Raw genomic sequence first — 15,552 nt, 5'->3', positions numbered from 1 at the left:
ACATGAAAATCTGGCTGTTCTCCGACCTGCACCTCGAAGTCGCCGACCTTCGGCAGCCGCTCGCTGTTCCCGACGCCGATGTTTGCGTGATCGCGGGCGATCTCTGTCGCGCCCCGGCCAACGGCGTCTACTGGCTAGCCGAAAACGTCGCTCATGCGATGCCGTGCGTCTACATCGCCGGGAACCACGAGTTCTACAAAGGCTCGATCCGTGAAGGACTGGAAGACGGCCGCGCCGCCGCGGCACGGTTCCCCGCCGTTCACTTCCTCGAAAACCAGTCGGTCGTCATCAATGGCGTCCGCTTCCTCGGCGCCACTCTGTGGACCGACTATCGCATCGAAGGGAGCCCCGAGGTTGCGATGTTCCACGCGCGTGAGCGCATGAATGACTACAAGCAGATCGCGGCGCAACGAAATCCCTGGCAGCGCTTCCTTCCGCAGACTGCCTATCGCAGGCACCAGGAATCAAGGCGCTTCATCGAAACCGCCCTGAAATCCGATCCGGTCCCGACCGTGGTCGTCACTCATCATTTGCCACATGCCAACTCGATTCCCACCAGGTTCAAGGGTGACCTGCTCAACGCGGCCTACGCGTCGGACCTGTCGCAGGTCATGGACGCGGGGCAGCCCGCACTGTGGATACACGGCCACACGCATGACAGTTGCGACTACCGGGTCGGCAATACTCGCATTGTGTGCAACCCGAGGGGTTATGAGGATGAGAACAGCGTGTTTGATCCGGCATTCGTTGTTCGGATGGGCAGCTGAATCGACGCAGCCTCGGGCGGTCCAAGAGGCGAAGGAGAAGTAGAGCCGCGTAAGGAACGGCAGCTTCGCAATCTCGGACATCGAGAACAGATTCGACGCACCCTCAAAGCGGACATAGTCGGGAACGATGCTGGCAGTCGTTGTCGCGCCAAAGTGAAATGCCACTTCCTCCGACGGTTTATGACGTCACGGCAAGCGGGCGATCTTTCAGGCAGCAGCGTAAGCACAGCGTGCGATTGTTCAACACCGCTGCCAGCCGAAGAAGTGCAGGCTGCTTGACCTCGATATTGGCCTATCCTCCCCTTTTAACGGCTGCATTGGACAATTATCTGATATCGAAACTGCCGTGCGCGAGGGGCGCTCTTTGTATCAATGTTGGGGAACCATGGCCGATAACAAACGCCAACATTACGTGCCAAAGTCAACACTGCGCTATTTCGCGTTGGACCTTACCTCCAATCCGAAACCTAGACAGATCCGCCTGGTGAACATCGCCAGCCAGAAGGTCATTCCAAGTGCCTCCCTCAAGGAGCAGTGCTACCGTGACTATTTCTATGGAAAGAACTTGGCCACAGAAAAGGCATTGGGTGATATGGAAGGCTACTTTGCCAATCTCATCCGCAAAATGTCGACTACAGGCTCAATTGATGAACGTGACGGCTGGCATCTTATTCACATGGTCGCCCTCCAGAAGGCACGAACGCTGCGCGCCGAGGAAGAGTACAACAGCATGGCCGATCGTATGATGAAACTGCTCATGTACAATCGGATCGATGAGAAAGCTCTGCGCTCCCTCAAGATTGGGCTCAAGGATGCCGCCAATCAGAACGTTGCATTTGCTTTGGCGATGAGCCCGCTTCTCCTCGACCTGAAGCGCTTTCTCGTCGTCAACGAGACTGCTACGCCGTTCGTCATCGCTGACAATCCGGTTGTCTCGACTAATTGGTTCGGTCGAAAGAAGGATCCCAACAGGATGGCGGGCATGACCCGGGCGGGATTGCAAATTTGCTTGCCGCTATCGCCGAAGTTCGCGTTACTGCTGCATGATAGCAATGTCTACGTTAGCGACGCAAAGAACAACATCATCACGATCCGACGGCGAGAAGAGGCGTCGGCACTGAACGAACTGCAATGGCTCAACGCACACAAGAACGTCTACCTCCCGCCCACATTTTCTCAGGATGATCTTGAAGCAATGATGGCTATTGAGCGACCAACAGGTCCGTTGGCGGGGTTCACCCGCGCCGAAAGGGTTGGGGACGACGATTCATTTCTGGTTACCGACAAGGATGAGTTCGCTGCCCCAACGGACGGTGTGAAGTCTGAACTCGTGATAGTTTCAGCCCCCGTTCTCCCGAAAGATGTGCGCCTGCGAGCTGTAAAGATTCGGAACAAACCACAGTATTTTGATGATGGTTCGGCAGGCTCCTTCCAACGTGATCCCGTCTGGGAAGAAATTGTTCGTCAGTACGCGGAACGCGTAAGGAGAAAAGAGGCCACTCTTTCAAATTTTATGGGATATGTGAGTAACCACCCGCTCGAACCGCAAATCGGCCCGTGGCTTAAACGTGCCAGTCGGCGGGTTGACCGTCAAAGGCTTCGTGAAGCGTCGTGAGCCCCGACGTCCCTTCTTCGTAGTAACGCCAAACATCTCGGCTTTGACCAAAGTAACCAAATGAGGATCACGGATTCTGCGGTTATTGGATGCTTATTTGAGGGAAGTGAAGCGGGATGAACAGTCGTCCTCTTTGAGGCAAAAGCGGACCATCAGGCGCACAACCCTGGCCAGAGATGAGAGGAATGAGATGACTTACTTAACGGTTAGAGATGCCGCGTACAAAGCCGAACGCTTGTTGGAGATCTTTCACGAACTGGGGTTCAGCGCGGCGCCGCTAGAGGGCGTTGAGGCCGGGGTTATCTCCCTATGGGAGGTTCTTGAGAACCTGGCATCTCCCGGCGATCCGAACGATTCGCGCATCGCTGACCTGTATGTCGCTGGAGCAGGCATCCACGACTTGGCTGCCAAGGTTGTGATGGTGTGGGACAACATCCCGCAGGCGCGGCCTTCCGTTCAAGCGCACCTCGAGCTCCTCGCATCGGTCTACTACACCGGACAGAATGCGGCCAACGCGCGGTGGGATCGGAAAGACGATGTTGCTCGCGAGCATGGTTCAGCCGACAAGGTCATTGAGCTCTACTGGGGCTGCCTTTGCATACTGGCCGGCATGAAAGTGGAACTCGACGACCCCTTCAAATCATCTGGCGGGCAGAACCCTGATGTTATCGCCACCGCGACAGACGGGACTCGATGGGCATTTGCGATCAAGACCCTCGCTAACGTTGCTACACCGGCAACCGCTGCAAAGAACCTTCGAGCAAATATTGAGAAGGCCTGCCAGCAGGTCGAGCGAGCCAGTTGCGATAAAGCGATGGTGGTCGTGAACATGAAGAATGTTCTCGATCATCCTCTCCTCCGATCCACGGGCGCTTTCCCCAGCTCAAAGGTTGCGCAGTGGGCCGTCAACGCCCAGATCGGAGAAATCTTGAAACCATTCTACGAAAACGAGGCGGTAGCTCTAGAGCCGATCTTCGCCGTGAAGCACAGGGCAGCGCCCGTAGTGGCGCTGGTGGCTCACACCACCGTAATGGTTCATACCCCCGCGAACATGCGAATGTTCACAGAGATGAAGTCTATGATTGCTGCATCAGTTCCGACCGCGGGCGAGCCAGGAACAGGCACCTATGGTCGGGAGGCCATGGCCCTGGCCGAGGATCTCAATCATCTGGTTCAGACTGTAGGCTAGTCCCTCCGGTATCGATGACTCGGGTTCGGCAAGTGTTCCACGATTAGTTCCTGCCAGCGCCGATCGTCAATACGCGCCAAATCAGGCGTGACGGCGGCACCTCTTGGCCAGACAGCCTCGGCGTCGCGTGCTGCGCATAGGAAATCGGCGACGTTCTGGCGGCGAAGGTCGGGGACGCAGGCCTTGCGAACAGACTTGCGCTTCTTATCGCCCCAGCTGCCTGGCGAAGCCGTGATGTTCTTGGAGCTATCGTTGTGGAGCTGGTGAAATAGGGGGCGGTAGTTCAGCCCCTTGGGCTCGTCTTTAACCGGCGATCGCCACCGCGTGTCCCAGCAAAGCATGGTGGTCGTGCGCCTCTTGTCGGCGAGCACGTAGTGGTAGTGATAGCCGAAACCGTGGTTCTCGCGCACCAGCAAATCCCGGCCCCCACTGATCCTGATCAGAGCGAATAGCTTCAGGGTGACCGGAACGCGGGTGGGTACTTCCAGGACCGGCACCAGGAAGCCGCGCAAGATCTTACGGGGAGCCAACACGGCTAACTCGCTCCCAATCGACCAGTTCTCGCTCTCGAACTCACGCACGATCCCCAGATCAACGTCGTCCTCGGGCAGCGCTGCATCAATCTCCTCGACCACCTCGGTCAAGCGCTCTTTCGACGCTGATTGCTGGCGCGGGATGTCGTCACGTCGACGATCCTTCCAGTGTTCGTTTTCCATGTTCCCCCACGCCCGGTCGAAGCTAATGCTGCGGACATCGCCAATCAGCATTCGAAATCTCGCTAGTTGGATATGGGTTAGCAGTGAGATTTCGGGATGATTCAACGTGACGCTCCTGAAGCCCGTGCCGCAGTGGATTGCGGGCCAGCCGATCGGCAAAGCCTTGGCCGACCCCCTGCCACGAACCCGATACTGCAATGTCGCTTTACTTCAAAATGCGCTTTCAGGCGATGAAGGACGAGATCACCAGCGCCAGATCCCGCCAGCCTCGCTGACGCGTCGAGGTCCGCTATCGGGCCAAGGCTGCCGGACCGCAAAGATGGGACGTAACGATTCGACGAAGATCACCACCCGCGCTGCTCGATTCCCTTTGCCTACCACTGCTAGACCAGTCCACCTTTCATCCGGGCATGGTCGCCAAAACTACGCTCGGTCGCGAGTGGCATATAAGGCAATTCAAGCTCTATCGCTCGAAATCAACGATATCCGGCAATCGCCGCGCAATGCCTTCGATCACTTGTCCTAAGCGGCTACCGGGGTTTCGTAAGGTTATGATGACTGTATCGATCGGCCGGGTGAGCGGGATCATGATCCAAAGCCATGCCGCGGCTTCCGCTGCCTCGATTTGAGGCTGTCCGTTCGACAGGCCGCCCGCCATGCCTTTGCGAGCCAACTCCCAGGATTCATCCAGGCCGTCCAGGACTGTAATCCATCCCTCCAACCCCCTGCAGGACTCATATTGCACAATCCGAAACGCGTCGCCCGACCGGGGAAAGGTCCGCCGGGTAGCCTCGTCAACGGCATCCCATGCCGTCCAGCCGTTTTGCCGGAAGGCCCCGGCCAGCGCGCTGCTTCGCTGGTCGCCACTCGCCCTCACCTCGGATGGGGGTACGCAGTGCAGTAGATCGATTGGCATGTTCCCAGCTTTGATAGCCGAGGCGAGGACGTCGCGCTGCAGCGCTTCCATCTCGGAGTATCTGCCGATCCGGACGATGATCCTACCTCCTGGCGCCTCGACACTTGGCGTGACCTTCCACTGCAGGCCCACCTCGTCGGCGAGCGCGTTCGCGAACTTGGCAAGGCTCGCCTTCATTCTAAGCCCGTCCCTCAAGCTCCGTTCGCCGTCCTTGGGCTCCCCGATGACGGAAGACCGCCAGTCCGTCGCTTTCCCCCGCACCAACTGCGAGAACCCGTCGGCCAGAGCAATAGCATTGCCACCGTAGAGCCTTGCGAGAAGGTCGGCCTCGGGCTGGGGCCAGTCCTGCGCTTCGTCCACGAGGATTGCGTCGAAGCCGAACTCGGATGGATGGGCTTTCTTTATCGCGTCTACCTCCTGCTGTCCGACCGCGCCGTTCGCGAAATACTCGTTTGCCTCTCCGCAATCGTGCTCGTAGTTGCGTAGGTCGATTTCGCCGTCCTTCCCGAAGCCGAGATGGGCCAGCCAGGAATACATGAAGGACATCACGGTCCGGACGGTGATGCCGCCTGCATCGCCGTCGCTTGGGATGCCCATTAGGGCAATCGTCCTCTGGATGTCTGCCGCAAGTGCGGTGTTGTAGGTTAGTACCAATGATCGGGTACCCCGCTCGACGAAAGCCTCGTAGGCGGCCTGCAACAGGAGGATGGTCTTGCCGGTCCCTCCATGGCCGCGCAGGTGGACACGATTGCTTCCGAGCAAACTTGCCAATTCACGAGCCAATTGTGGGCGCGACCCGATGCGATCCATTCGCTTCCGATCGAGGTTCGACGGCCTCAATTCTTGGAACAGGCCGTCAGTAAGCACTTTCTCCATTAGCTCTTCGCTGCCGGAACTGATCGTGTGCTCGCCACCACTTTTCCGGATGCCCAGCACGGATGCCGCCGCCATCAGGAATTGCAGCGCATCAAAGTTAGACGGCACCGCACCGGCGGGTGGTTGCGGGATGCCCCGAGTGCGAGGCAGCTCGGGAATGCCCAAGAGAGTAAGGCACCGATAGACCCAGGGGTTGGAGCCTGTCGTGTCTCGAAAGTGCCCCACGAGGGAATGCCGCTGGGCATCATTCTGGTCGGTTGCGCTTTTCCATCCGTCCGGATACTTGACCTTCACGGCTCCGGCCTCGATGCGCATCGCCCCCGAAGAGTGGTCCTTTACCTCGACCGCGACGATGAACGATTTTACACGCACCTTGGTGCCGACAATCGAGTTGCCATCCATATCCTTGGCGTTCGACCTCGGGACGATGTACCGCCTTGTCCGAAAGAGTCCTGCCACTACCACGTCGACATCGCTGACCTTTTGCCCGGAGAGCTTGACGCTGGAAGCGATCTTGACGTGTTCCTCCTCGGGCGGGGAGGTATCGATCCCCCGCCACGCCCTTGCCAGGGCATCGCGGACAAGGATCGCGGCCTGGTACTCTGAACTTCCTGGTTCCCCAATGACCTCGATCACGACTGGAGCCTCAGGTAGTAGTTTGCCATTCGCGTCGAGAAGTCCCGCGCATCGACGAACTCGGCCTCGATCCCGGCAAGCCTCAGCTCGTCACGAGCCTGTATTTGCGTGGGCTGCAGGTATCCTGGATCGACGTGCCAAAGGGGATGGCCCAGCACGAGCGCCTTGCCTCCTCGACGTACATAGGAAAGGCCGCCCGCATAGCCTTGTTGCACGTCCATGCCAGCGTCGGCGCAGAACCTGGCGAAGGCCCTGACGGATTTCAGTTCGGCATCCTCAATCCAACGTCCTAGTGTAAGTCGCTCGCCAAGGACGAGATCCGCGATGTCGAGGGCAAGGCGCCAATCCAAGATCCCGTGGCTAAAACGGTTGCCGTAGTTTCGCAGGCAGTCCGGGCAGGACCGATCGCAATCATTGGCGTGGACCCCGGCCTGCCATTTCCGCGACACGACGCCATGGTAGTCCCTGATGGCCCGCTCCAGGTTCACGGGATCCGACGCCCAGCGTGCGTAGCCCGCGCCGTTCTCGAGCGCGTCGGCCAGGAATACCTGCTCCGTTTCGCAGTCACCCTTCCGCAAAGCCTGGCGGCCCACCCTGAATTCAGAGGGGTCGACGTCGAGCGCTGTAGCAAGCGAAAGCTTGACCAGCTCCGCGAAGGACGCAAGCGCCGCCCGCGCGGCTGGCTGGTTGCGCGTGTCCAGCACCCCCAGGCGGCCTATTTCGGTCACTCCCTCGATGAAGAAGCTCAGTACCTCGGTCGTGAAGACCGCGCCAATCGCCCCCCTGTCCAGGTATGGGGAGGTATTGGTTGCTCCCCAGATTGAATCGTCCCGGTAGAGGGTTGGATCCTTCACCGAGACGCGCTCGTAGGGTTCCTGGAAGAACTCGAACAGCCGCCCCCTGTTGTCGTTCACGACGGCCACTGGCCCCGGCCGGAATGCGATCTTCATCGGCCCGCAGCCTTCGTTGCCAAACTCCTGCTCGAACGCGCGCACCGGCGGCGGCAATGTAGGGCCACGCTGCCGCTCGCCGTCGTAGTCACGCCTGCGGTAGGCGGCCAGGAAGCCCTTCGGCTGGTACAGGGGAAAGGGCACCGACGTCCCGCCGCAAGTCGCGCATTGATCATGTCCACCCGCCGCGATGGTGCTGCAGGTGACATCCTCGCAGCGCGTATAGGCCGTCGGGCGACCGAGCGGCTGTGGCTCGTTCTGGACGCCGTTTGGCCCATCCTTCCTGAGCACAAAGCCGATCGCGGTGTTGAGCTGCTTGTCCTTGGGAATCTCCGAGCCGGGGCAAAAGGCCCAAACCGCATGGTCGAGCGGGCGGTCGCTGATCACGACCTCCTCCAGGTTCGATGGCTTGTACTTGTCATAGAACAGGCTGCGAACTTGGGTGGGGAAGCCAAACATCGGCAGGATCCCGGCGACAGCCAGGAGATGGCTGAGCTCGTCTTGGATGAAGCGTGTATTGCCGACGGCCCCGTCGATCGCCGGCACCAACTCCGCTCGTACATATCGAGCAAGCTCCGGCGCTCGATCCTCGATCGGCGCATGGGAAAGCAATCGGTGGACGACCTCGTCGACCTCCGGGGACGTCGACAGCCAAGCGCCGACCGGGCCGCGATAAACGGGGCTCCACTCTGCCTTTCGTCCAAACGTGCCATGGATGCTGTCGACGTTCCGGGCCGGTCCCGGGTCGAGACTCTTGAATGCACGGCGCAGGCATTCGGAGGCGACTACTCGTCGAACGATCTCGGGGCGGGAGAGATCCAGCTTTGGCTGCGGCGGCAGGTCACCGGTCATGCGCTCGGGGTTGTTGAAGTAGAAATCATCATGGGCCGCCCCGCGCGATATCGTTACGGCATAGGAGAATGCCTGCCCCGATCGACCAGCACGGCCAACACGCTGCTGGTAGTTGAAGCGTTGGGGAGGCATGTTGGCCATCATCACCAACTTTAGCGAGCCGATGTCGACGCCGACCTCCATCGTGGTCGTGACGGAAAGCGCGTCGATCCCCTGGACGAGGGGCGACTCGCCATCGAGGAATGCGGTTCCCTTGAAAAGTCGCTGCCTACTGCGCTGCTTCGACATTGGCTTGGTCTGTCCGGTGAGCTCGGCGGCGGCAAGCCGGTGCACTGGTTCGCGCGACACCCAGCTGTAGTAGTCCTGGCCTGGATTCTCGACCACGGAGAAGCTGGTCGAGCTGCAGTGGGGCGTCGTGCATGCCTTCACCGGAAGCAACATGGTGCACCGCGAGCACGTATCGCAGCGAAAGAGCTGGCGCTCCCCGCGCGGGACCAGCGCGATCGGGAGCGTCGAGTGATTGGTTACCTGCAACAGCCAATTGGCATTGATGACGCCCTTCTGCTGGAGATAGTCGGAAATCGCCGTGCCCAGCTCGCTTGGATCCCTGTTGGAAAGCCGCGCAACTTTCTCGATATAGCTCTTGGCGTTGTTCGGGATCGACGTCGTTCCCCTGGACTTCTCGCCTGCCAGGTATCGCGCGTGCCCGAGGATGCGCACGATGTTCGCAAGCACACCGTTCGCGATGCCCTCGTCCATGCCGAGCCGGCCCCCATGGCTTCCCTCCACCTCGATCGAGGCAGTCGCCATGGATTCCAAATCTCGCCCGGCCCTGTCGAACAAGGAAACTGCAACCTCGCCGGCGAAATATTCCATGTAGTCACGACGGCGGGCTTGGGCCACGTCCGGCGCTGCCGGCTCCCACTCACCAGGGACCGGCGGCTTGAAGAACTTCCACCAAGGGGTCCCGTTATCTTCGCCACTATCGGTCGCCCGACTGGCCCGCGGCCCTGCGGGGTTCTGGCCGAGCGCCACAAGCCTACTTGCCATGACCTCGAGCAAGGTTGGCCAACCGACGCGCGGGTTCGATATCCGTGCGTCGTGGCTAGCGATCAAGGCCTTCTGCTCCTTGTCGGCGACGCCGAACTTGTAGAGCTTGACGGCGGTGAAGATGCCCGGGGAGTGTTGCTCGGCAACGTCGATGATTGCTTGCAATGATGGGTCATCCGACGGATCAGTCCCAACATGGGCGACCAGTTCCGTGCTCGTGGGGATCGCCTTCGGCGCGAGGCTCGAATGCACGAGCTGCCGGACGAGGTCTCGGTAGTGATTGAGCTCGATTCCGGCGGCAAGGTCCGCCGCGTCGTCCCTGCTGTCGGTGAAAGCGATCATCTTCTCCGACAGGCTGCCATCTCCGGTGGCGAACATCGACCGGTCGGCCACCAGCTGGGTAGTAACGTTCAAGCCCGTCCTCAAGCCCCGCACCGGGCTCTTGACCACGCCAGTGAAGAAGGCACGCCGATTTTCCTGCATCGCGTTAATGGCCTTCCTGTTGGAAAGGCAACATGGGCATGCTTCTGGCAAAGCCGCGATGGTTTCGCCAGGACCGAGGCCGGACGCGGGCGGGAAGAAGATCAGCCCAGTACCGGGACTGGTGTCATTGTTGAGGAGTCCCGAGAAATGATTGAAGGTGCCTCTTTGGAACTGCATCCGGACGGCCTTCCCGGATGGGGACGTGTGTTCCCACGATGGTTTCCTCGGCAGCTCGCCCCCCGGCCAGTACCAGCGATATTCCTCGATCGTGCGCTCGTTAACCTGGCTGGCCTTGCCATTTCCTTCTCCAGCTGGGGTCGCTTCGAGGAAGGTGAAGCTTGCCAGCAGCGGATCGGTGGTCGGAACGACATATCCGCCGAGGAATGCCTCCCCGCAATCATAGCAATAGAGCAGCTCGAGGACTTGGCCGCCACAGCCGCACTTCATTGCCGGCGACCTGAACAACCTTCCGAACCTCCGCCGCGGGGACTTGAAGCGCTCCTCGATTTCAGTGCATTCCGGGTTGGTGCAGGCCCACATGCCTTGGACCTGCCGGAGGAACATGTGCGAACGAAATGTCGGCCTGGGCATTTCGTTGGACTCGCTTTTCTCGAGCTTCGCCGCGACCAACAAGGCGGTCAACTCGTCGCGGGCTCCCTCGTCCCCGAAGAGCGCCGCGGACAATTCGGGCAACGGCGACGGTCGAACGACATCCCGTTGCTGGCCGGTCATTGGATCCGTGGCCAGGGACCGGCCTGCAGTGGCGCATGCGGTCGCAATTGCCTCGCGCGGCGAGAACGACCTTGATATTTCCTGCTGTGCCGCCACTGCTCGTTCGCCGCCCGCCAGCAAGGAAGGCCCCAGGGCCGAGAGAAGTTGTCTGTCGACTGGCAACCCGACGGAGAACGTCCTGGGCTCGCCCGCGAAGATCGAGAATGTCCGGCGGTCGACACCGAAGAACTGTTCCAGGTATTCCCTCCCTGAATCCCCGTCGAGCGAGGCGCTGGTGGCGATGCACCGGAGCTGGCTGGAGGCCGGGCCAAGCCCCAGGCGATCGAGCATGTTGCGCACGACGAGCGCGACCTCGGTCCCCTGCGTCCCACGGTATGAGTGGAGCTCGTCGACGACCAGGGTGAAGGTGTTTCGTGCGTCCGATCGCAACCAGTCCCGCGTCTGGTCGAAGATTGGCGCCTCCTCGGCGCGCATGAGCATGATGTTCATCATGCTAGTGTTCGTGATCAGGATGTCGGGCGGGGCGGCGACCATGTCCCAACGTGTCAACATCTCGCCGATGGACGGGTCCTGGAACTGGCTGCAGGTGTCGATGATGTCTCGCTCCTTGCTGCCGCGCGCCGCCATCTGGGCGCGGATCGCGGCAACTTCAGATTCGATCTTGACGACCTCCCTTCCGATCTCGTTGATCCTCGTGCGATGGGTCGAGCCAAGCGGGGATGGCGGGATGAAGGTGCCGCCTAGCGTCGCGCCAGTGTAGCGCCCGAAATAGAACAAGGGCTTCTCGAACAGGTGGAGCGCGCGGCTGGCGGCCCGGCGAAGACGGGAGATCTGGTCCTCGACGAGTGCGTTGGTGGGGTAAAGGACGAGCGCCCTGACGGCGGGCTTGACCGTCCCGTCGAGCCCAGACCGGGAATGGCTCCATTGCTTTGTGTCCTTGGTGAAGTCGGACTTCCACCAACGATGGATCTCGCCGCTCCCAACCCCGCCGGCGCGTTCCTGCATGATCGATGCGATCAACGGCAACAGGAAGCTCTCGGTTTTTCCTGAACCGGTCCCGGAAGTGACGACGACGTTGCGGTGTCCATCGACGTCGCCAGCGATCGCTGTGACTAGAGACTGGGCCTGGTGCTTCCTGAGCCTTACATCGCTTGCACCGAAGATGACCTTGGCAAGGTGCCTGCCAACGAATGGATCGAGCCCGGCCTTGGCGCACGCCTCGACGATCGGGTCGGTCGACGGATATTGTGGCACGGCTTCGAGAAGCGGTTCCCTCGCCATAACCCCGTCGGCAAGCAGGATTCCGCGTCGCTCTTCCATGACCGCTTGGTCGCGCATCCAGAAGGCACTGTCATAGTAGCGCAGGTAGGCATCGCGAATGTAGTCGATGACGCTAACCGGATTGGCCTCGTCGATGATTGCCTTCATCAAATTTCTCCGTGGACAGCGCGGCCAGCACGCTGGATGCAACAATAGGACTGATGTTCGAGTAAGAAACCGTGCCCCGCCCGATCGTCGGCAGGTGCCCCGAGGATGCCACCAATGCCCTACCCAGGAGACCTGGCGGATCGCATCCAAGGGTAGCGCGGAAGATTTCCTGCGCATTGTCGTACTGCCAAAGGAAGATACCCTCGTCGCGCGCGGCCAGCACCTTGACGGCCTGGTAAGGCCCGGCCCATGCGGAACCGCCCGGCGCCACGTAGGCATATGCTTGGTGGCCGTCATTCCAGCGGTAGGCGCCGCCTCGGGATGCAAGGCCCGTATCCGTCCAGCGAGCCCTCCGGGCATCGAAGACTTGCAGGCTTCGGGACCTGCCTATCGAGACAGGTCGAAGGCTCGAAAACACGCTTTCCAGCCGTTCGAGAGCCGCTGCCAGCGCCTCGCCGGGGCGTTCGAGGATGGCGACGTCGCGTCCCAGCGGGTCGGCAACTCCGGAGAACGCCGATCTTGCCGAGGAGGCGTCGATGTCGACCATCCAAATAGCTCGAGGACGACCTGTCAGCTCTTCCTGGTAGGCTCGCCCGCCATGTCGCTCCGTCGCTTCCATGAGGGCATCGACGAGACTCGGCGATCGAAAGCCCGACAGGAACGCCTTGCCGTCGTCGATAAAGTTGACCGACGCCTTCGGTACGCACCATGACTTTATGGCGTTGGAACCAGGGACAAGCTCGACGTCGAGGAAGCCCAGCAAGGACAAGTCATGCGCAACCTGCCGGGACGACGTCGACGATGGATCGCTACCAAGCCCGGCGAGTGCTTGGAACCTGCCCCAGCTGCCGCTCCCGAGGAAGCAAAGCGCATCGAGGAACCCGTCGGCATCCATGGGATCGGTCCGCGAGGGCTCGGGCTGGCCGATCCTACTGATCGGGATCGGCAACGCCGGGAGGGAGCCGGACGCCTCGGGCATTCCCCGATGGAGCATGACGATCATCGTCCCGCATCCCTTGCAACGCTGCTCGAGGGGGGTATTCCGGGGTCGCCCGGGCGGGAGCGTCTGGCAGATCCAGTAGTGGTAGCCTCGTTCGATGCAGGTCTCCGAAGAGGCTTGTCGCACCGGGGCAGCGCCAGGGACCGGTTGCTGCTCCTCTTCGAACCTGCCCTCCGGCAAGGTGCTGGACCCGTCTATCGATAACGTCGCTTGCGGCTCAATCGTCTCGCTAGGCTCCATCCCGCTGACCGTCGCCCTGCCCAGGCCACCCCGGGCCGGCGTGGCGGAAATGACGGACTGGTACGCTAGGCGCCCCCTGTCTTCACGATTGAGCGGCCGCGGCGAGTCGGCATCCCTGAAGTACACCTCGGCGGAAGCCTTCTCACGTCCATCCTGGGACGCCTTGAGGATGATTCCATCCGGGTATCGAAGTTGCGAGCCGTCCAGCGGGAGGGCGCAGTCATTCCCGAAGGCCTCGACCTGCGCCAGCACGCTTGGGGTCGCGCCGTTTGTCCATGCCTCCACCCGCGTCGGTCCCGCGCTCGACAGGAAATCCACGGAAATGGGCTTCGAGGTGTGGTAGAAACCAGGCAGGAGCTGCATGCCCCCGCCAATCGAGAGCACGCCATCGTTCGACCATGGCACGAGGCACTCCAGATCGTCGCCGGGAACCTTGTCGGGCTGCCGGACCTTGACATCCTTGTAAAGTATCCAGCCCGGGGGAAGGCCGGGGAGTTCCGAGGGCGACGCCTTCTCGGGCATCTTCATCGCTGCGGTCGCCAAGTAGGACTCGACCCTGCCCGGCAGTCCATGTGCATCGCGAACGAGCACGACGTGGGGCACGCCGAACGAAACCTTCGCGACCTCGGCCCACAGGTTCTCCTGCGAGGAGCTGACCAACGGGATTACCAATCGTGGCTGCCAATCCAGGGATCGCAAGCCCGGCAAGGCACCGGCAAGATGGCAGCGAGATCCGATCCCTCGCCCGAGCGGAGAGGGCGAGAGCGTCGAATAGCTTCCGAAGCGATCACTCGCCATGAAGAACTTGTGGCCTTCTCCCTCCATCTCGAACGGCCCGGCGGAATCGTCGCTTGCCATTCGCCCGAGGTGGAGCTCCAGCACCTGCCTCGGGAACCTTTGCACGAAATTCGCGAGCAGCGAGAGGCGCGTGCTTCCGGCCGAGGCCAGCGAGCCGGTGGTCGTCCTCGCGTCACCGCTGCTCCACTTGCAAAGTTCCGCTAGGGCGGCCTCGACGACGCGTTCCCTCAGCTCTATCCTTGCCCATGCATTCCTGAGCCGCAAGTTGGCCCTACTACCAACGATCCAATGCGACAGGTAGAACTCCATCTCTTTCAGCGAGATATTTTCGCTACCGGAAAAGCCGTATCGCTCGAAGAGGTCATGGAACAATTCGCGATCGCTGGCCCTGACGACGGCTTGCGAGATCGCCTTCCCGACATATTTCCACGTCGTGGTGGCGACCGCGGTAGGCTTTCCGAGGCCAAAGTTGTTGAGCACGAGCCAGTCCCTAAGCGCGCCCCACAGCATGTCGGTCGCATTGCCATGTTGCGACAGCCGCTGCCTCTCGATGCCCGTCACTTGCGAAAGGCGAAAATAGTAGTTGTTGGCCGCGAACTCCCCCTCCGCCGCCATGATCGTGGCCGCGTGGGACAGGCAAAACAACACCGCGGTGAAGTACGGCTGGGATTTCATCCCGGCTCGCCTCCAGAGTTCCATTGCGCCAACTATCGTATCGTATGGATTCCCACGCGTTTCGAGCCATTCGCCGACGCGGCGGCAAATGGCCGCCTCTACGAGGTCAGGTTCCAAGCCAAGTTGCCGTCCCACCTCGTCGCGCATGTCGTTGTCGAGCGTGAGGTACACCGGTTGTCCGGCGTGCCGGCCATCAAAAAACACCTTGTTAAGCGCAGAGTTGCAATCCTTGTATGAGATCGCCACAGCCGTTCTCCCCCCATGCAAATTCGCCGTGACAGCTGATGGTAACTTATAGGATCCCGATCCTTAAGATTTGCAAAGCGATCCCGCCGCTATTGTATTCAGCCGACGTAATTTGCCTCGCAGACTTGGTCGATCGCTAGTAAAGGCTCTAGGAATACGCTTGAGCAGGATTGTTTGAAAGTGCCTTGCTGGGTTTCCGCGATCGTCGGGTTTGGGTCAGACCTAGACAACACACCAGCCGACCTAAACGTCTCCTGTCTCACGGGCGGTTGTTGAAAGCTGCCTGACCGGAATCGGCCCCAGAATAGTAAAAGCTGTGCGCCGGCAACGCTGAACGGTCAGCTTCGAAGGAAAGAGGTAGGGATGTCATAAAGCCAAATCGA

The 15,552-nt window shown here is 60.7% G+C and carries 7 protein-coding genes; 3 read left to right on the top strand and 4 right to left on the bottom strand.

Going from position 1 to position 15,552, the window contains the following annotated elements:
* The first annotated feature begins 2 nt into the window (after nt 1-2).
* The 3 genes from LB545_RS01375 to LB545_RS01365 all read left to right on the top strand — a co-directional run bounded on the left by LB545_RS01375 (nt 3) and on the right by LB545_RS01365 (nt 3,571).
* Nucleotides 3-767, top strand: coding sequence for a metallophosphoesterase (locus LB545_RS01375; RefSeq protein WP_224704288.1), 765 nt, complete (start codon nt 3-5; stop codon nt 765-767).
* A gap of 385 nt (nt 768-1,152) precedes the next feature.
* The gene (locus LB545_RS01370) at nt 1,153-2,382 is read left to right on the top strand and encodes a DUF4238 domain-containing protein (RefSeq protein ID WP_224704287.1); all 1,230 of its coding nucleotides are present in this window, start codon (nt 1,153-1,155) and stop codon (nt 2,380-2,382) included.
* Between the two features lie 190 nt (nt 2,383-2,572).
* On the top strand, nt 2,573-3,571 hold the full coding sequence (locus tag LB545_RS01365; protein WP_224704286.1) for a hypothetical protein: 999 nt from the start codon (nt 2,573-2,575) through the stop codon (nt 3,569-3,571).
* On the opposite strand, the gene LB545_RS01360 is transcribed toward LB545_RS01365, so the two are convergent.
* The 4 genes from LB545_RS01360 to LB545_RS01345 form a co-directional block, all read right to left on the bottom strand.
* Nucleotides 3,568-4,338 (bottom strand): hypothetical protein, encoded by a 771-nt coding sequence (locus LB545_RS01360; RefSeq protein ID WP_224704285.1) that lies wholly within the window; start codon nt 4,336-4,338, stop codon nt 3,568-3,570. The two genes, LB545_RS01365 and LB545_RS01360, sit on opposite strands and share 4 nt — an antisense overlap.
* A 412-nt stretch (nt 4,339-4,750) precedes the next feature.
* Nucleotides 4,751-6,715 carry a DNA/RNA helicase gene (locus LB545_RS01355; protein WP_224704284.1) on the bottom strand — a complete coding sequence of 655 codons (1,965 nt, stop codon included), beginning with the start codon at nt 6,713-6,715 and terminating at the stop codon, nt 4,751-4,753.
* Nucleotides 6,712-12,210: a DEAD/DEAH box helicase gene (locus LB545_RS01350; protein ID WP_224704283.1), complete on the bottom strand. Its 5,499-nt coding sequence runs from the start codon at nt 12,208-12,210 to the stop codon at nt 6,712-6,714. Before LB545_RS01350 ends, LB545_RS01355 begins: the two co-directional genes overlap by 4 nt.
* Nucleotides 12,176-15,169, bottom strand: coding sequence for a hypothetical protein (locus LB545_RS01345; RefSeq protein ID WP_224704282.1), 2,994 nt, complete (start codon nt 15,167-15,169; stop codon nt 12,176-12,178). The genes LB545_RS01350 and LB545_RS01345 overlap by 35 nt, the downstream gene beginning before the upstream one ends.
* Nucleotides 15,170-15,552: the final 383 nt, after the last annotated feature.

The sequence above is a fragment of the Mesorhizobium sp. BR1-1-6 genome (assembly GCF_020165355.1).
Taxonomy (GTDB): Bacteria; Pseudomonadota; Alphaproteobacteria; order Rhizobiales; family Rhizobiaceae; genus Mesorhizobium.
The sequence above is the reverse complement of the archived record's forward strand: the minus strand, read 5'-3'. Positions and strand labels throughout refer to the sequence as shown.

What these genes read in the sequence shown, in the direction of transcription:
- LB545_RS01375 (WP_224704288.1), top strand. Translation starts at nt 3, where the DNA reads ATGAAAATCTGGCTGTTCTCCGACCTGCACCTCGAAGTCGCCGACCTT.
- LB545_RS01370 (WP_224704287.1), top strand. Translation starts at nt 1,153, where the DNA reads ATGGCCGATAACAAACGCCAACATTACGTGCCAAAGTCAACACTGCGC.
- LB545_RS01365 (WP_224704286.1), top strand. Translation starts at nt 2,573, where the DNA reads ATGACTTACTTAACGGTTAGAGATGCCGCGTACAAAGCCGAACGCTTG.
- LB545_RS01360 (WP_224704285.1), bottom strand. Translation starts at nt 4,338, where the DNA reads ATGCTGATTGGCGATGTCCGCAGCATTAGCTTCGACCGGGCGTGGGGG.
- LB545_RS01350 (WP_224704283.1), bottom strand. Translation starts at nt 12,210, where the DNA reads ATGAAGGCAATCATCGACGAGGCCAATCCGGTTAGCGTCATCGACTAC.